This is a genomic window from Luteolibacter sp. SL250 (genome assembly GCF_026625605.1).
Classification (GTDB): domain Bacteria; phylum Verrucomicrobiota; class Verrucomicrobiia; order Verrucomicrobiales; family Akkermansiaceae; genus Luteolibacter.
The window spans coordinates 4705698-4723505 of record NZ_CP113054.1; the positions used below are offsets into that span (position 1 = coordinate 4705698).

Here is a 17808-nt window from a genome sequence, read left to right on the forward strand (position 1 = left end):
GTCACGCGCCCCTGACGGAGATCTTTCCTCCCTTGAGCCAGGTGCGGATCACCCCTGCATCTCCGGTGAAGTTCCCCAGCATCCGCCAGTTGGACTTGCGGAGGACGTGGGCATCCTCCCTCCCCTCGTCCACCACGCACCACGGAGCGGATCCGGATGAGTGGATGAAACGGAAGCCGTCGTGTTCCACCAGCAGGAACGCCACATGGGTATCCAGGCCGACCACGTAGATCCCCTTCGGGATGCGGGAGAGGCCGTCGGCAAATGTCTCATACTCCTCACCCACCGTCAGCGAACATGCCTCCCTCTTCAGAAAGGTCTGCAGGATGTTGCCAGAGGGCTGCTGCGCCAGCTTGTACCGGTCCACCTGGAATCCGGCATCCCGCAGGACGGTGGAGATGAAATAGCCGCAGGCGATCTTGCCTTTCCCGGGTCCATCCGCCGTTCCATCGAAATCCCACGGCGTGCCCAGCCAGCAGCGCATCATGGCGGGCAGGGCCTCCTCCAGCACGATCCTGGCGTCATGCTCCACGGCCTGCCGTTCCGCAGCGGTCTTCGACCTGGAGTAACGGTCCGCCAGATCCTCCCGCCACCGCTGCAGCTCCTCCATGAGAACCACGTAGGACCGTGGGTCCGGCACCGGGCGGGGTGCGCCGCCCATTTCCACAGGTGTGACGGCATGATGCCACCACATCCCGACCTCCTGCCGGAAAAACCAGCCGGCTCCACCTGCCGCCCCCATCAAGGAGACAGCGATCAGAATGACAGCCCAACGGCGCACGGTCCCGATCCTAAGTGCTTCACCTCCCACCGCAAGCAACCAATCGGAGACGCGGCTGCGGGAAATTTATTCATCCGGGATTCCGCAACCTCACCGCTTGCCATCCGCCGCCCGCTCCGGGAATTTCCACCCATGACAAAGCAGCAACGTGCGGATCATGTCAGGATGCGCCTGGAAGGTCTGTATCCGGAAACACCGATCCCGCTGGACCACAAGGACCCGTTCACCCTGCTGGTGGCGGTGCTGCTTTCCGCCCAATGCACGGACGTCCGCGTCAACCAGATCACCCCGGCGCTGTTCGCGCGCGCGGACAACCCGCGGGACATGATGCACGTGCCGGTGGATGAAATCCGCGACATCATCCGACCCTGCGGCCTGTCTCCGGCGAAGTCCGCCGCAATCTCCAACCTCTCCCGGATTCTCGTCGAGAAACACGGCGGGGAGGTCCCCGCCAGCTTTGAGGATCTGGAGGAGCTTCCGGGTGTGGGCCACAAAACCGCATCCGTGGTGATGGCCCAGGCCTTCGGCGTGCCGGCATTCCCAGTGGACACGCACATCCACCGTCTGGCCACGCGATGGAAGCTCACTCCCGGAAAGAACGTCGTCCAGACGGAGAGGGACCTCAAGAAGCTCTTCCCCCGGGATTCCTGGAACAAGCTCCATCTCCAGATCATCTTCTACGGCCGGGAGTACTGCACCGCCCGTGGCTGCAACGGAAAAACCTGCCCTCTCTGCAGGGAGGTTCTCGCGAAAACTTGAACCTTTCCCCCGCCCAATCCCTCGCCCATCTTCCCCACATCATGAAAGCCCATCTTCTCCTTTCCTTCTCCGTCATCTCATCCGCATTCGCCCAGGACCCGTCGGTCGAAAAACTGGACCCCGCCCTCGACGCGCTCATCGCCCCGGGCACGAAGGTCGAAGTCATCACCGAAGGGTTCCGCTGGACCGAAGGCCCGGTCTGGAATGCGGAAACGAGCGAACTGCTGTTCTCCGACATCCCGAACAACGTCATCCACGCGTGGTCCGACGAGAAGGGCCTGCGGGTTTTCATGAAGCCTTCCGGCTACACCGGCATCTCCGACTACGGCAAGGAAGCCGGATCCAACGGCCTCACCTTTGACAAGTATGGCCGCCTCTTTCTCGCGGAACACGGGGACCGCCGGATCTCCGTCCTGATGAAGAACGGCGGGAAAATGACGGTCGCGGACCGCTTTGAAGGCAGGCGGCTGAACAGCCCGAACGACCTGGTGATCCACTCCGGCGGTTCGGTTTATTTCACCGACCCGATCTACGGACTCCCGGAAGGCGAACGCGACATGGCGCGGGAGCTCCCCTACTGCGGGGTCTTCCGCACCACGTTCGACGGAAAGATCACGCTGATCTCAAAGGATCTCGAACGTCCGAACGGCATCGCGCTGTCCCATGACGAGAAGACCCTCTTCGTCGCCAACTCCCACAAGGGCAAGTTCAACGTCTACAGCTTCCCCCTGAAGGAAGACGGCAGCGCCGGGGAGATGACGCTGTTCTTCGATGCCAACAAGCTCGAGGGCAAAGGCTCCACCGACGGCCTCAAGACGGACGCGGAGGGCAACATCTGGACCACCGGGCCGGGCGGCCTGCTCATCGTCTCAAAGGAAGGCAAACTCCTCGGCCGCGTGCTCACCCACCAGCCGACCTCGAACGTCGCTTTCGGTGGCAAGGACGGCAAAACCGTCTTCCTCACCGCGAACGACCGCATCATGCGCTTCAAGAGGAAGTAAGGTGCGGTGACGGGTCAATTTCCCGTGCACCTCCCTCTCCGAACCACCTGCAGCACTTTCATCTTGTCCGGACTACGGTCATCCCATGTCATGGATGACATGATTCTGAGGAGATCCCTGGGTGTGTTCGCCATCGTCTCGGCGCTCAGCCTCGGAGGCTACTTTGTCTGGTACCGTCATCACCAGACTGCCGAAAGGGCGAAGCAAGAGAACCAGGAGCGTCGGGAATCCCAACCACCATTGGTATTCCCGAGCTCCAAGAACATAGATGTGGTGTTCAGGTCCGATCCGGAGAAAAATCCGGAGTTTCTCCCTGGCTCGAAAACCGGCCCTTTCCTCAAACCAAAGGATGTGCCGGTCGGCCCATTGCTCCCACCACAGGATTTCCGCCTCACCCGCGAAACACCCCGCGGGACCCATGAAGCGAGGAAATCTCCGGAAGCGGCGCCAGATCCGGAAGCGCCCCCGAAATGAATGTCATCCATCTGATCCTCTCCACCGCAGGGAGCCTGCTGTTCCTGGGGCTGATCTTCCGCCCGCTGGAGATGGCATTCCCCGCGAAGAAGCCGCAGCGTTTTTTCCGCCCGGGATGGGGGACCGATCTCTGCTTCTTTCTCGGCCAATATTTGCTGTGGAGCGGAGTCGTGCTGTGGCTTCTGGGCCATCTCGGCGGATGGATCAACGGATGGATGCCAGGGGAGTTCCGCGGGATGGTCTCCTCTCAGCCATGGTGGCTGCAGGCGTTCGAGGTCATACTTCTGAGTGATCTGCTGATCTACTGGGGACACCGCCTCCAGCACCGGGTCCCCTGGTTGTGGAGATTCCATTCGGTCCACCACAGTTCCGAGCACCTGGACTGGCTGGCCGCGCACCGCGAGCACCCGCTCGACACCGTCTATACGATGGGGCTGATCAACCTTCCGGCGCTGTTGCTCGGGTTCCCCATCGAGACGCTGGCGGCCTTGGCCGCGTTCCGCGGCTTGTGGGCGATCTACATCCATTCGAACGTGCGCCTCCCGATCGGCCCGCTGCGGTGGTTCATCGGTGCGCCGGAGCTGCACCACTGGCATCACCATCGCTCCCGGGACGCGGGCAACTACGCCAACATCTCACCCCTGATGGATATCGTTTTCAGAACCTACCGGTGTCCGGATCACGAGCCTGAGGCCTTTGGGATCGAGGAGCCCATCTCCGGAAGCTATCCGGGCCAACTGCTCCACCCCTTCCGGCGCACCGGAAAGACCCGGTCGGCGGATGATGGGAATGAGATGGGCTAGGCAGGTCCGTCGGGACGCATGCAGCTACTTCCCGTCATCCACCAGCACTTCATCCAGCACGCGCTGAAGTCCAGCCTGGGCCATGGTGCTGTTGGGGTAGATGTCACCCGCTTTCAGATACCATGCCATGGCGGAACCGGTCTGCTTCGGGGTGCGGTTCTCGAGCTTCCGCGCCTCATCGAGAGCCTTGGTGAAATCCGCCACTTTCGGCGCGAGCAGTTCCATTTCCCGCCCCAGTTTCGGATCATCCGGAAACTGTTCGCGAAGTTCCGCCAGTTGCTCCCAGGCGGCGTAGTTCTGCCCCACCTTGCTGAACTCCCCGGCCTTGCTGAGCGCGGTTTCGATCTTCGTCAGATTCGTCACGATCTGGCGGAAGGCATCCTCGCGCGTCGCGTCCCCCTGGATCGCGGGAGCAAGTTCATACTGCCGCCGGGCGATCTCGCGGTAGTTGCCCTCGGCCAGCAGACGGTCGAAATCATTCCGGGCCATGGTCATCCCACCGGAACTGTTTACCAGAGCGCTGAATTCCTTCAGCTTCGGGTTGGTCGGCCAGATCTCCGTCGCGGATTTGATTTTTTCCGCCGCCTTCGTGGAGTCCTTCGCCAGCAGATGGGCCTTTGCCTCTTCGATCGCAAGGTCGGACGCGAGGGTGTAGGCGGCGATGGCGCTGTCCACCTTTGACGACGGAAAATCCTTCGCGTTTTCCTTCAACCGCGCCGCGAGCACCTGGGTCTTGGTATAATCCCTCGCCGCGAGCGTCCCGTAGAGTTCATGGAGATCCCGCACATACTCGGAAACCTTCCGCTTCTTCTCCAGCGGCAGGGTCGCCAGGGGTGTGAGGAACTCCCCCAGCGCATAGGCCTCCATCAGCCGCTGCGAGGCGGCGTGCAGTTCCCCCCGGGCGAGCAGAAGGTCGAAGGTTTCGATGTATTTCTGGGCCTCCCGGATCGCCTCGTTCGAGAGCGAATCAAGGGAGGAAACCGTCGGACTGATCCCCACGGATTCCGAAAAAAGCTTCGATACGTTCGACTTCGAGTCGATGCGCAGCTCGGTATCCCCATCCTTCCAGATCTGGTTGTAGAACCGCGCGGCCATCAGCACATGCTCATAGCGGCGCTGCATGAACCACTGCACCATGTTCACCTGATACTGCGCCTTTGTCCTCGCGGTCTGCAGTTCGGTCCGGACGACGTTCTCCCTTTTGAGGGCTTCGATCTCATCGATCCGGCGCAGGGCGTCCTGGTGTTTCAGCGAGTGGATTCCCATGCCCGGAGTGTTCCTCCGCTGATCCTCACGACCGTCATTCCTGCCGCTGTTTCCTCCGTTGTTCCCGTTATTGTTCCCTCCGTTGTCGTTGTTACCCCCGTTGTTGTTTCCTCCATTGTTGTTGCCGTTCCCCCGCTGGTTGTTGTTACGGCCACCACCACCAAGCTGGCGTCCGCTTCCCAGAGAATTGTCCCGGTCATTCCTGGCCGCGTAGTCCGCCTCGGAGATGATCTTCTTTTTCTCATCCTCGATGCTCTTGTTCAGCTTTGTCAGGCCGTTGATGTCCTGCTTCGCAAGCATCGCCATGTAGATGCTCTCCGCCAGCGAGCTGCAGAGGTTCGCATCCCCGGGATAGGTCGCGGCGGAAGGCAGTTTCTGGAACGCGCCGTAAAGATCGGGACCGCCGGGATGGAATGGCGAAACCGTGGCCAGGATCTCGTGGATGGTCCTGCGGTAGTCTTCAGCCGCCTCGCTGCTTTCCTCCGGCTGGTTGAGGTATTTCTCGAACCGGGCCTTCAACAGGGCGTTGTCCCCCAGCGGAATGGCCACGCCACCGACGGTGATGGTCGAAAGCGAGGGATCCAGGATTGGCAGATCCTGACCCAGCGTGCCGCCCGGAGGATTCGAGGCGGAGGTGCCGCCGTCAGCCGGTGCCGCCGCAGGAGAAGCGGGTGGCGCCACCGGGGTCTCTCCTGCAGGCGGTGTGTAGACCTGCGCGCATGCATACCCGGTGATGAGGAGCGGAAGGAAGGTGCGGAATTTCATCGGTCACTGGGGTATGGGTTCAAAGACGGTTGATGGCGGTGGCCACCGGGACGCCGCCTTGGCGGAACTTCACCCGGAAGGAGTATCTCTGCTGTCTCTCGATGTTGAGGTGGCTGAAGGTGGGAGGGATCTCCACCCCGATCAGTTCCTCCCCGCCCGGGGTGCTCACCCGCAAGCTCACCACCTGGCCGCGGGAGGTGGTCCAGCGCAGTTGTTGGTCAATCTTCCCCTCCACCACATATTCGTTGCCCCGCAGGCTGTTGCCGTTCTCGAGCAGGTCCCTCACATCGAGTTTCTCCACATCCCCCATCCCTGAGTCCTTCTTGCCGATGAAATGCCGGCCAGCAAGGAACAGGACGACAAGAGCGGCGATGATGCCAAGAATGATACCGGGATGAACACTCGAGCTAGCGCGGCGGGCCATGGAAAATCAGGGATTCGGGTTTCTGGAATAACGAAACTATCCGCTTCCGCGGCGCATTTCGAGGAGGAAGTTTTCACGAATCCCACTGCGACCGCCGGGCTCCCATCCAGGCGGCGACGAGCGCGATGAGAATATGTGCGGCCAACGCCTGGAGACAGGCAACCTGAGGTGAAAGCGCCGTATCGATGACTGATTTCACGGCTTGGTGAACCTGCGTCTGGAGCGCCTCCACCGAGCCGGACCACGCCCAATAAGCGGAAATGAACGGGCGAGTGAACGACTCGATATGCTCCGGCAGCGCAAGCACCGCGCCCGAAAGCGGGAGCTGGAATCCCACCAGATAGATCGACAGCAGCGATGCCTGCTCCGCCGTCCGCATCCACGATGAAATCGCCAGACAGACCGCCGTCATGGCCGCATTCACCGCCAGCAGGAATCCGGCGTGCTGGATGAAATCCCCGCGGAACGGACCGAAGAAGTTCACGAAGAACGCCATCCACGCGGACTGCGCGACCACCAGGCAGGCCAGAAAAGCGACCTTCGATCCTAGGTAAGCCGCTGGCCTCAGTCCCGCGAATTTCTCCTTTTCATAGATCGGCCTCTCCCCCGCGATTTCCCGCGCGGAGTTGTTTGATCCCATGAGCGACAGCAGCACCACCTGGAACATGATGATGCCTGAAATGGCGGATCCGACCTTGGCCTGGTCCGCGCGCACGCTCTGCTGCTCCTGGATCTCGGCGGCGATGTCGTTCTGACGGCTTTCGGAAAACTTCCGGATGTTTCCGGACGCCTTGTCACTGAAAAGGGTGACCAACAACGGGAAACAGATGAGGATCGCCAGTTGCAGGAACACCTGCGCCTTGTCCCGGAAAAAGATCTTCCATCTCCGGGAAAGGAGGGTGGAGAACTGGCTGAGCAATCCTGGAACTGCTGCCGGTGCGGCCGCGGCCTCCTCCGGAGGGGAATTTTTCCTCGGCCTCAGTTTCCCCTCAGCCAACAGGCGGTTGCCTGCCAACATTTTGTCGTAAGTGGCGCCGTGTTTCTGCCATGATTTTTGCCAGCTTTCCGAGGATTGGGTGGCGAGCCTCGGGTAGATTTCCTCCGTATCCTTGACGGAGAAATAGTGGTTCAGCCGGTCTGGAGGACCGTGGTAGGCTACCCTTCCTTCGTGGAGAACCAGCACGGAATCATAAAGTTCCAGATGGGCCAGCGAATGGGTCACGGAAAGTACAATTCTGCCATTCTTCCGGGAGAGTTCGTGCAGCAACTGGACGATCTCCCGCTCCGATCGCGGATCCAGACCGGAGGTCACCTCATCACAAAGCAGCAACTGCGGGTCCGAGACCAATTCCATCGCCAGCCCCAATCTGCGCTTCTGCCCACCGGACAGCACCCGCACCTGCCGGTCATTGATGGAAGAGAGGCCGGTTTCCCCCAACACCTTGTCAATACGATGGTCCAGTTCCTCCGCCGATCCGCAACGGACACGCAGCCGGGCGGCGGTTTCGATGGATTCGTCAACCGTCAGTGGATCATATGCGACCGAAAATTGCGGTACATACCCCACCTCGGATGGGGAGAAATCCTCATCCGTGGAGAGATTCCGCCCGTTCCACAACAACGCCCCGGCAGACTCCGGATTCAAGCCGGCAATCGTTTTCAGCAACGTGGTCTTCCCACAACCGGATGGACCGACGATCGCCATGAAATGTCTTTCCGGCACCCGGACGGAAACCTGATCGACGAGGTTGGTGTCCGCCCCGTCTTTCCGGATCTTGAAACAAACTTCCTGGAGTTCCAGCACGGGCTATTTTGGGTTTGCGGGAAGGGTTGGATCCGTGGTTTCCGGAGATCAATCCAATGGCACGATCCTGATCTTTCCGGACGAGGGACGCTGCAAGGATCCGGAAAGCGTATTGGAAGCCGCTTCCACGGGCGCCGCGGGTGTGGCGTCGAGTGCGTTCTTCAGCGCTCCTTCCACCAACTGACCGCAGTGGATCTTCATGGGAGGGAGCGCCCCGAGGTCGCCGGAAAGCTCCGCCGCAGAAAGACTCCGCGCCTCCTCCGCCGTTTTTCCCTTCAGAAGCTGGGTCGCCATCGATGCCACGGCAATTGCTGTTTGGCAGCCGAATGCTTGGAACGATGCGCGGTCGATCACACGCTTTCCGTCCTTTTCCGTGAACTTCAGCCACATCCGCATCATGTCGCCACACTCAGGGGAACCCACGGTGCCGACCGCATCCGCATCCGAGATCTCTCCCTGATTCTGCGGGTTTGCCAGCGCGTCGCGGACCTTTGATTCAAATTCGCTCATGACATCAACTTGAACGGATTCCCCACGCTCCGCAAGGGTCCTCATGGAAAGGTGTGGGCACGCTCGCACCGCTCACCCGCCGGATCCTTTGTAGATCTTCTTCATGACCTCCATTTTTCCCGGATCTTTCGCAACACTCGCGATGGTGAACATCATCACGCCGGTGCTTCTGCCACCGAGTCCATACTGGAGAACCTTTCCGAATTCTTCCGGAGATACCCGCGGATCATCATGGGCCTGAACGATCGGCCACATCTGGGGATACGATCCGGGCTTGTCCTTCATCCAAGGCTTTCCCCCAAGATAGGTGACAAATTCCTCCACATACTCCGGTGGCTTTCCGGACCGGCCATGGTAAATCATCGGGGAAAAGACGTCCACGTGCGCGGCCAGCGCGTCGAAGTCGAGTCCCAGGCACCGCCGCCGCACACCGCTCAAATCCTCATCCTTCCAGGCGGTGTGGAAGATGCCGACCAACGCATCCGGGCGGATCTCTTTGGTGATCGCACGGATCTCCTTCGCCCAGTCCACGATCACGTGCACCCGCCAGTCCTCCCATTTCCGCGCTGCGTTGGAGAAAATCCATTTGGCTTTCTCCTGCGGAGTTTCCCCGCCCACCTCAACTCCCGCCCATTTTTCAAATTCGGAGAGACATGAATCGTTGAAGCAGGTCTTGATGAGGACGGGATACGGATCCTCGAACTGCCCGTGCCAATGCGTGTAGTCCATCCAGATCCCATCCAGTTCATACTTTCCCAGAAGCTCACGCAGCTCCTTCATCCTGAACTCGCGGAATCCTTTGTGTGTCGGGCATACTCCCATGAACCACGTGGCTGCGGGCGCTGGACTTCCCGAATCATCGATGGGATGGGCATCCGGATGATTCTTAACATAGTCTCCGTACTTTCCGTTGAGGGTGGGAAACTCGGCGAATACCTTGCATCCTTCCGCTTTCGCCCGCTTGAAAGTCGCTTCGTCGATTCCCTTGCCATGGATGAATACCGCGTTGACACCGTATTCATCCAGCTTGGCCCCGGTGTCCCAGAATGCCTTGGGATGGGCATAGGTTCCGCGGATGATCTCCGGTTTCCCTTCCGCCCCGAAAGAAGTGATCCAAATGAAGGCGAACGTGCGGAGGAAGGTGTTCATGGCTTTTTACGGTCGGGACAAGGCGCCCATCGCTCCGGCCCGAGGTATCAATAAGGCCAGACAGGTGGCGGTTCTTGCAGAAATCGTCGTGGCAGTGCGACGACGGCGGACAACCCGACCGTGTCTTGGGGGACCAACATTTTCACAGGATGATCCTACATTGTAGCCTGGTACGGGCCAGTCGGGGACTGAACCACCAACGAGAGCCTCATTTGCTGCCACGCAACAGCTCATCAATCCTCCTGACGAGTGCATCCGCCGAATCGAAAGATTCTTCAGCACCCTCCCAAAGCGGCGAAGATCCATCCGTTTTGGACAGACCGTAGATCCGATCCGTCGGGAAAAACTCCGCGCGATAATCCACCCCGTCGATCACCAGATCCAGCATCATGTCGCCGGGAGGAAATGTAATCAACTTGGCCCCGGTTCCGGAGAATCGATCGGCGATCGCTTCAAACTCTGCTGTGGATTTCATTTCGATCTCTCCGGGAGTCGGGATTGGTTTCGCGCTGGTCCATGAAGGCACCTGGCATCGTTTGCCGCAACCCTGTGTCGCCTGGTTGTCCCGTTCAAAAAAAAGCCCCGTCCATTCTCTCGAATGGACGGGGCATATACCTGGCGACGACCTACTCTCACAGGACCTGTCGTCCCACTACCATCGGCGCTGTGGCGTTTCACTTCCGGGTTCGGAATGGGACCGGGTGGTTCCACCACGCTCTGGTCACCAGAGGGCAATCCTGATGTCTCTTTGACTTCAAAACTGGGTCTCTGATGAGCATGAGCTCGGGGTGACAACTGCAAGCTTTCTGGAGCCAGCCCGCTCGCTGACATCCACACGGAGAGTGCATTCTTCATTCAACTGCGGCCTCGATTGTTTCAGGCCATTCACGGTCACTTGTAACTTCCAATTCCAAAAAATAGGAATCAAGCCGAACGGATGATTAGTACTGGTAAGCTGCATATGTTGCCACACTTCCACTTCCAGCCTATCAACGTCGTAGTCTCCGACGATCCTTCGGGGAAAACTCATCTTGGGAGGAGCTTGGCGCTTAGATGCTTTCAGCGCTTATCTCTTCCGCACTTAGCTACCCGGCCATGCTCTTGACAGAACAACCGGTGCACCAGAGGTGCGTCGATTCCGGTCCTCTCGTACTAGGAACCGAACCCCGCAGTTTTCCTGCGCCCACAGAGGATAGAGGACCGAACTGTCTCGCGACGTTCTGAACCCAGCTCGCGTGCCGCTTTAACCGGCGAACAGCCGGACCCTTGGGACCTTCTCCAGCCCCAGGATGCGACGAGCCGACATCGAGGTGCCAAACTTCATCGTCGATATGAACTCTTGGATGAAATCAGCCTGTTATCCCTAAGGTACCTTTTATCCGTTGAGCGACGGCAATTCCACATTCTACCGCCGGATCACTTAGGCCTACTTTCGTATCTGCTCGACTTGTGGGTCTCACAGTTAGGCGGGTTTATGCCTATGCACTCGACACACGGTTACCAACCGTGCTGAACCCACCTTCGCGCTCCTCCGTTACTCTTTGGGAGGATACCGCCCCAGTAAAACTGACCGGCTGACACTGTTCCCTGCCCGGATCCACGGGTTCAAGGTTAGATCTTCCAACACCCAAGGGTGGTATCTCACTGGCGACTCCATGGCCCCCTAAAGGACCACATCAACGTCTCCCACTTATGCTGAGCATGAATGTCGAAAAACCAATGACAGCTTACAGTTAAGGTCTATAGGGTCTTTCCGTCCTTCTGCGGGTAGGCGGCATCTTCACCGCCATTACAATTTCACTGAGCACCTGGTTGAGACAGCGCCCAACTCGTTACACGATTCGTGCAGGTCGGAACTTACCCGACAAGGAATTTCGCTACCTTAGGACCGTTATAGTTACGGCCGACATTCACGGGGACTTGGACTCGAAGCTTCGCATTGCTGCTAACATCTCATCTTAATCTTTCCGCATTGGTCACGTGTCACATCCTATACTTGGACTTGCGTCTTGGCAGAATGCTGTGTTTTTGCTAAACAGTCGGTTGGGCCGTTTCACTGCGGCCTAGTAAACTAGGCACCCCTTATCCCGAAGTTACGGGGCCAATTTGCCGAGTTCCTTAACCAGGGTTCACTCTTACGCCTTGGTATATTCTACCCACCCACCTGTGTCGGTTTGCGGTACGGGTTCCTTAGCATACACCGGAGCTTTTCTTGGCACCGACTTTGATGATGCGGATCGGCCGTGGCCTCACCTAAGAATTCAATCACTTGTTCATCTCCATCGATGCGTCCCTCCGGTTTAAGGGGCGGAAGTGCTGGAATATTAACCAGCTGTCCATCGCCTACGCATATCTGCCTCGGCTTAGGTCCCGACTAACCCCGGGACGAAAAACGTAGCCCGGGAAACCTTGGGTTTACGGCGGACGGGGATTTCACCCGTCTTATCGTTACTCATGTCTGCATCCTCACTTCCCAACTCTCCACGGTCAGTCGCCATCGCGCTTCAACGTGTTGGGAATGCTCCTCTACCGCGACAGGTCCCAGGACCTGCCACCCAGAGCTTCGGTATTGCGCTTATCGCCAATCATTTTCGGCGCGGGATCTCTCGATGAGTAAGCTATTACGCACTTTTTAAATGGTGGCTGCTTCTAAGCCAACATCCTCACTGTCTAAGAAATCCCACATCCTTTCCACTTAGCGCAATTTAGGCACCTTAGCTGCTGATCAGGGTTGTTTCCCTTTTGACGACGAAGCTTATCCCCCGCCGTCTCACTGCCGTGTTATATTGAATGGTATTCGGAGTTTGATAGGGGTTGGTAGACGGGTATGCCCCCTAGCCCTTTCAGTGCTCTACCCCCATTCATAAACACACGACGCTGCACCTCAATGCATTTCGAGGAGAACCAGCTATCACGGGGTTTGATTAGCCTTTCACTCCTACCCTCAGCTCATCCGAGAATTTTTCAACATTCACCGGTTCGGTCCTTCACGTCGTATCACCGACGCTTCAACCTGGCCAAGGGTAGATCACCTCCGCTTCGGGTCTAGCACGTGCAACTGATGTCGCCCTGTTCGGACTCGCTTTCGCTTCGCCTGCGTCCCCTAAGGACTTAAGCTTGCCACACATACTAACTCGCAGACTCATTAAGCAAAAGGCACGCCATCACCCCGAAGGGCTCTGACACCTTGTAGGCACACGGTTTCAGGTTCTATTTCACTCCGCTCGCAGCGGTTCTTTTCACCTTTCCCTCACGGTACTGGTTCACTATCGGTCGCTAACTAGTATTTAGCCTTACGGAGTGGTCTCCGCAGATTCATGCAACGTTTCACGTGTGCTGCATTACTCAGGAACACCCTAGGGCCTCTCGGAATTTCGGATACGGGGATCTCACCCTCTGTGTCGTGCTTTTCCAAGCACTTCTCCTATTCGTCGAGGTCCCACGGCGGGGTCCTACAACCCCGGGGACAAGTCCCCGGTTTGGGCTCTTCCGCTTTCGCTCGCCACTACTTACGGAATCGATTCTCTTTCTTTTCCTCCGGTTACTGAGATGTTTCACTTCACCGGGTATCGCGTGCTTTTCCCTATCTTTGTTCAGGAAAAGACGATGCCGAATTACCAGCATCAGGTTACCCCATTCGGAAATCTCCGGATCAAAGCGTATTTGCCGCTCCCCGAAGCTTATCGCAGCTTATCACGTCCTTCATCGCCTGTTAGCACCAAGGCATTCACTGTGTGCCCTTTAAAGCTTGATTCCATATTTTGAAATCAGCTGTTAATGAAGTCTCCAGCTTGCTTCTCGCGAAGCAGTTCTGTTCTGATCTTCTATTTAACGGTCAGTGTTTCCACTGACTTGCCGTAAAAATTTGATGTATATTTGGGAATTAGAATATTTCCAAGGACCGTTGTAAGAATGGCTCTTTTTTGAACAATCTTAACTTTGCAGTCTCTTAAAAAATGTCATTTCTCCATGTGGATGTCAAAGAGCGGACTTCGTCCGACAGTATCGCTTCGTTCAGAAGATCCTTGTTTCCGTTCCGTGGATGGTGGGCCTGACTGGACTCGAACCAGTGACCCCACGCTTATCAAGCGTGTGCTCTAACCAACTGAGCTACAGGCCCCTTTGGATTCCATGACTCGTGTTCCCCGTTTGACCGGAGCTCGAGACGAACCGTGAAAGATGGTGGAGGTTAACGGATTCGAACCGTTGACATTCTGCTTGCAAAGCAGACGCTCTACCAACTGAGCTAAACCCCCTTTTACCGGAGGTCGGAAATTTGTTTCTTCTGACTTCAAAAGAGGAAGAAAGACTGAATTGAGCGCCGCGTGACCTGATTAAAGACGCGGACGGGATTCTATTTAAGTGTTCAAGTTGGGAACCATTGCTGGTTACCCTAAGCCAACGTCTTTCCATCGTTGCCGATGGCTAGCGGGGCTTCGACCTTTCGCAGGGACCGTGAGAACGGTTTGCGAATTTCTCCGTAGAAAGGAGGTGATCCAGCCGCAGGTTCCCCTACGGCTACCTTGTTACGACTTCATCCCAGTTACCAGCTACACCTTAGGACCCTGCCCCCTTGCGGTTGGCGCAGGCACTTCGGGTGCGACCGGCTTCCATGATGTGACGGGCGGTGTGTACAAGACCCGGGAACGTATTCACGGCGCCGTAGATGATGCGCCATTACTAGCGATTCCAACTTCATGGAGGCGAGTTGCAGCCTCCAATCCGAACTGGGCCCAGTTTTTTAGATTTCCTCCACCTCGCGGTCTCGGTTCTCATTGTGCTGGGCATTGTAGTACGTGTGCAGCCCTAGGCGTAAGGGCCATACTGACCTGACGTCGTCCCCACCTTCCTCCCAGTTGATCTGGGCAGTCTGACTAGAGTTCCCACCATAACGTGCTGGCAACTAGTCACAAGGGTTGCGCTCGTTGCGGGACTTAACCCAACATCTCACGACACGAGCTGACGACGGCCATGCAGCACCTGTGCAAATCCCCCGAAGGGTCACACGCTTTCACGTGCTTAGAGATGCATGTCAAGCCTAGGTAAGGTTCTTCGCGTTGCATCGAATTAAGCCACATACTCCACCGCTTGTGCGGGTCCCCGTCAATTTCTTTGAGTTTTAGTCTTGCGACCGTACTTCCCAGGCGGTGCGCTTAACGCGTTAGCTCCGGCACAAGGGGGGTCGATTCCCCTCACACCAAGCGCACACCGTTTACTGCCAGGACTACAGGGGTATCTAATCCCTTTCGCTACCCTGGCCTTCGAGCCTCAGCGTCAGATATTGTCCAGTAGCTCGCTTTCGCCACGAGTGTTCCTCTTGATCTCCACGCATTTCACTGCTACACCAAGAATTCCAGCTACCTCTCCAATCCTCTAGCACGGCAGTATCGGATGCAGTTCCGGGGTTGAGCCCCGGGATTTCACATCTGACTTACCACGCCGCCTACGCTCCCTTTACGCCCAGTGATTCCGAACAACGCTCGGGACCTTCGTATTACCGCGGCTGCTGGCACGAAGTTAGCCGTCCCTTCCTCTTCCGGTACTATCAACCCTGTCTGCTATTCACAGCCAGGTCTTACTCCCGGATGACAGGAGTTTACAATCCGAAGACCGTCATCCTCCACGCGGCGTTGCACCATCAGACTTTCGTCCATTGTGAATTATTCTCGACTGCTGCCACCCGTAGGTGTCTGGACCGTGTCTCAGTTCCAGTGTGCCTGATCGTCCTCTCAGACCAGGTACCCGTCGTAGCCTTGGTGAGCCGTTACCTCACCAACAAGCTGATAGGGCGCGAACCAATCCTTCAGCGACAGCCTTGCGGCCACCTTTAATCTTGCGATACCATGGGGTATTAATCCAAGTTTCCCTGGGCTATTCCCCACTGAAGGGCATGTAATTCACGTGTTACTCACCCGTGCGCCACTGAACCAAACGAGTATTACTACCAATTTGGTTCCGTGCGACTTGCATGTCTTAAACACGCCGCCAGCGTTCGTTCTGAGCCAGAATCAAACTCTCCGTAAAAATGCCATGACTGTTAGTTTTTTAAAAAACCACTTAGATCATGGCGACGTTCGGACTTTCGTCCGGACCTGTAAGGCTATCTCACCTTACTCCCGCGCGTCGGGGCTTAACCGACCGCGCGGCGCACAATTCAATCTTTTTCCTCTTCCCAACAGACCCACTTGTTATCCAGTGAAGAACGGTTTCTTTTCTTCGGTTTCCCGAGGAGAATCCCCGCCACTGGCACGCGGCCTGCTGAGCCATACTGTCAAAGAGCTTGTTTCGAGGGGACTAAAAAGCCGATCAGTGTTGGGAGGTGTTAAACCTCGCACCGATCGACTGAGAGTCTCTCGCGTCGCCCGCTGTCGTGGCGACGGGGAGACCCTACCAGACACGACCCCCGCGGGTCAATGTCTTTTTGAATAGTTTTTTGGAAATTGTTCGTGAGATATTCATAAGTGACTCACAATTAGATAAATCTATAAAATTATTTTTTAGCGCGATTTGTGACGGATTTGGAAGCATCCAAGGCGTTTTCTACAAATCCGAGCACCGCCAAGGGCCGATTTCCCCATATGGCTCTAGGCTTTGGCGCACTTTACGAGATCGTACGAATGTTTCACGACGATTTCGGCCATTTTCGACTCGTGATTCACCTCTCACCGCCCGATTTCCCCCGAAAGCGTCCATTTTGACGCTTTCAGGCCGTTCTGCGATGCGGGTTTGCCCCGTTCCGACCCGATCAAGGACCGTCAGGCCTTGCGTTGCCGGTCATTCATGGCCGGGAGCCACGCCATACGGGGAGGATGGTCCTCCAGCGGTCCACCGAGCGTTTGGAGGGCGACCCTCAGCGGCCTGAGTGCGGTTTCAGGAGCAACACCACGGCTCCTGCGATCATTCCCCAGAAGGCGGAGCTGATGCCCAGCAGCATCACACCCGAAAGCGTGACGAAAAACGTCACGATCGACGCCACCCGATACCGCTCCTCATTCAACGCGAGGGTAAGTCCGTTCGTGATCGTTCCGAGCAACCCGAAGCCAGCGACAGCAAGGATCAACTCACGCGGGAATGCGTTGAAAAGGGCGACGATCGTTGCGCCGAAGACGCCGATCAGCGCGTAGAACAAGCCCGCGAATATCGCCGCGGGGTAGCGTTTGCGCGGGTCCGGGTGTGCTTCCGGACCCAGGCAGAACGCTGCGGTGATGGCCGCCAGATTGAGGGCATATCCACCGAACGGTGCGACCAACAGATTGGTGAAGCCACTCCAGCCGATGATGCGGGAAACCGGTGGCTTGTAGCCATGAGCCAGGAAGATCGAGACGCCGGGAAGGTTCTGCGAAGCCATCGTCACGACGAATAACGGGATGGCGATTCCGACGACGGCTTTCATGCTGAAGTGCGGTGTCACCCACACCGGCGTGGTGATCCCCCACTCCACGCTACCAAGGTGGAACAAACCCTGGAACATCGCCACCACGATGCCAGAGAGGAGCATCACCGGCACATTGAAGCGCGGCCAGCCGATGCGACCGACCAGGAACGCGCCGAACATCACCAGCACGAGCCACGGGTTGGAAGGCACCGCCGCAAAGGCATCCAGCGCGAACCTTGCCAGCACTCCGGCCAGCAACGCGGCCGCCAATGGGACAGGCAGGCGGTTCATGATTTTCTCAAACCATCCTGTCACCCCGCTGAGGGTGATCAACAGGGCGCTCACCATGAACGCACCGATCGCTTCCGGCATCGTGATGCCGCCCTCCGCCGCTGCGGAGGCGATGACGCCGGCCCCCGCGGTGGACCACGCGATCATCACCGGTTGGCGGGTCGCCAATGACAGGCCGATACTCCCGACACCAATGCCGATACCCAACGCCCACAGCCATGATGCCGTCTGTTCCGGCGATGCGGAAAGCTGGTGCGTGGCCTCGAAAATGAGGGCAACAGAGCCAGTGAAGCCGATCAGCACGGCGACAAAGCCCGCAATGAGAGACGAGACGGATAGATCTTTGGTCATTCCCGGCATCAGAATGGTAGGGAATACCTCCGGCGTGGCAACCACGGGAAGGACG

At 57.7% G+C, this 17808-nt stretch carries 11 protein-coding genes, 2 tRNA genes and 3 rRNA genes; 3 read left to right on the forward strand and 13 right to left on the reverse strand.

What is annotated here, in order from left to right:
- Position 1: 1 nt before the first annotated feature.
- Positions 2–640 carry a hypothetical protein gene (locus tag OVA24_RS20385; RefSeq protein ID WP_267672013.1) on the reverse strand — a complete coding sequence of 213 codons (639 nt, stop codon included), beginning with the start codon at positions 638–640 and terminating at the stop codon, positions 2–4.
- Between the two features lie 273 nt (positions 641–913).
- On the opposite strand from OVA24_RS20385, the gene nth reads away from it, so the two are divergent.
- The 3 genes from nth to OVA24_RS20400 all read left to right on the forward strand — a co-directional run bounded on the left by nth (position 914) and on the right by OVA24_RS20400 (position 3818).
- On the forward strand, positions 914–1540 hold the full coding sequence (nth, locus tag OVA24_RS20390; protein WP_267672014.1) for an endonuclease III: 627 nt from the start codon (positions 914–916) through the stop codon (positions 1538–1540).
- A gap of 41 nt (positions 1541–1581) precedes the next feature.
- A complete protein-coding gene (locus OVA24_RS20395; protein ID WP_267672015.1) occupies positions 1582–2541 on the forward strand; it encodes an SMP-30/gluconolactonase/LRE family protein in 960 nt (319 codons plus the stop codon).
- A gap of 470 nt (positions 2542–3011) precedes the next feature.
- The gene (locus OVA24_RS20400; RefSeq protein WP_267672016.1) at positions 3012–3818 is read left to right on the forward strand and encodes a sterol desaturase family protein; all 807 of its coding nucleotides are present in this window, start codon (positions 3012–3014) and stop codon (positions 3816–3818) included.
- A 24-nt stretch (positions 3819–3842) separates the two neighbouring features.
- Here the strand turns inward: OVA24_RS20400 and OVA24_RS20405 are convergent, their stop codons facing one another.
- The 12 genes from OVA24_RS20405 to OVA24_RS20460 form a co-directional block, all read right to left on the reverse strand.
- A complete protein-coding gene (locus tag OVA24_RS20405) occupies positions 3843–5849 on the reverse strand; it encodes a hypothetical protein (RefSeq protein ID WP_267672017.1) in 2007 nt (668 codons plus the stop codon).
- 19 nt (positions 5850–5868) lie between these two features.
- Positions 5869–6273: a hypothetical protein gene (locus OVA24_RS20410; protein WP_267672018.1), complete on the reverse strand. Its 405-nt coding sequence runs from the start codon at positions 6271–6273 to the stop codon at positions 5869–5871.
- A gap of 73 nt (positions 6274–6346) precedes the next feature.
- Entirely contained in the window at positions 6347–8077 is a 1731-nt protein-coding gene (locus OVA24_RS20415; RefSeq protein WP_267672019.1) for an ATP-binding cassette domain-containing protein, read from the reverse strand.
- Positions 8078–8125: 48 nt separating this feature from the next.
- Positions 8126–8587 carry an iron-sulfur cluster assembly scaffold protein gene (locus OVA24_RS20420; protein ID WP_267672020.1) on the reverse strand — a complete coding sequence of 154 codons (462 nt, stop codon included), beginning with the start codon at positions 8585–8587 and terminating at the stop codon, positions 8126–8128.
- 72 nt (positions 8588–8659) lie between these two features.
- The gene (locus OVA24_RS20425; RefSeq protein ID WP_267672022.1) at positions 8660–9736 is read right to left on the reverse strand and encodes a glycoside hydrolase family protein; all 1077 of its coding nucleotides are present in this window, start codon (positions 9734–9736) and stop codon (positions 8660–8662) included.
- Positions 9737–9944: 208 nt separating this feature from the next.
- Positions 9945–10211 (reverse strand): hypothetical protein, encoded by a 267-nt coding sequence (locus OVA24_RS20430; RefSeq protein ID WP_267672023.1) that lies wholly within the window; start codon positions 10209–10211, stop codon positions 9945–9947.
- 138 nt (positions 10212–10349) lie between these two features.
- Positions 10350–10465, reverse strand: a 5S ribosomal RNA gene (rrf, locus tag OVA24_RS20435).
- Positions 10466–10656: 191 nt separating this feature from the next.
- Positions 10657–13490, reverse strand: a 23S ribosomal RNA gene (locus OVA24_RS20440).
- 289 nt (positions 13491–13779) lie between these two features.
- Positions 13780–13856: transfer RNA gene (locus OVA24_RS20445), tRNA-Ile, on the reverse strand.
- A 60-nt stretch (positions 13857–13916) separates the two neighbouring features.
- Positions 13917–13992 (reverse strand) — tRNA-Ala (locus OVA24_RS20450).
- A 228-nt stretch (positions 13993–14220) separates the two neighbouring features.
- Positions 14221–15760, reverse strand: a 16S ribosomal RNA gene (locus OVA24_RS20455).
- The 16S, 23S and 5S rRNA genes sit together here with 2 tRNA genes alongside, the layout of an rRNA operon.
- A gap of 826 nt (positions 15761–16586) precedes the next feature.
- A complete protein-coding gene (locus OVA24_RS20460; RefSeq protein ID WP_267672024.1) occupies positions 16587–17753 on the reverse strand; it encodes a benzoate/H(+) symporter BenE family transporter in 1167 nt (388 codons plus the stop codon).
- Positions 17754–17808: the final 55 nt, after the last annotated feature.

Bases quoted from the DNA above. Each gene is read 5' to 3' on its own strand.
- nth (WP_267672014.1), top strand. From the start codon at position 914: ATGACAAAGCAGCAACGTGCGGATCATGTCAGGATGCGCCTGGAAGGT.
- OVA24_RS20395 (WP_267672015.1), top strand. From the start codon at position 1,582: ATGAAAGCCCATCTTCTCCTTTCCTTCTCCGTCATCTCATCCGCATTC.
- OVA24_RS20400 (WP_267672016.1), top strand. From the start codon at position 3,012: ATGAATGTCATCCATCTGATCCTCTCCACCGCAGGGAGCCTGCTGTTC.
- OVA24_RS20405 (WP_267672017.1), bottom strand. From the start codon at position 5,849: ATGAAATTCCGCACCTTCCTTCCGCTCCTCATCACCGGGTATGCATGC.
- OVA24_RS20410 (WP_267672018.1), bottom strand. From the start codon at position 6,273: ATGGCCCGCCGCGCTAGCTCGAGTGTTCATCCCGGTATCATTCTTGGC.
- OVA24_RS20420 (WP_267672020.1), bottom strand. From the start codon at position 8,587: ATGAGCGAATTTGAATCAAAGGTCCGCGACGCGCTGGCAAACCCGCAG.
- OVA24_RS20425 (WP_267672022.1), bottom strand. From the start codon at position 9,736: ATGAACACCTTCCTCCGCACGTTCGCCTTCATTTGGATCACTTCTTTC.
- OVA24_RS20430 (WP_267672023.1), bottom strand. From the start codon at position 10,211: ATGAAATCCACAGCAGAGTTTGAAGCGATCGCCGATCGATTCTCCGGA.
- OVA24_RS20460 (WP_267672024.1), bottom strand. From the start codon at position 17,753: ATGACCAAAGATCTATCCGTCTCGTCTCTCATTGCGGGCTTTGTCGCC.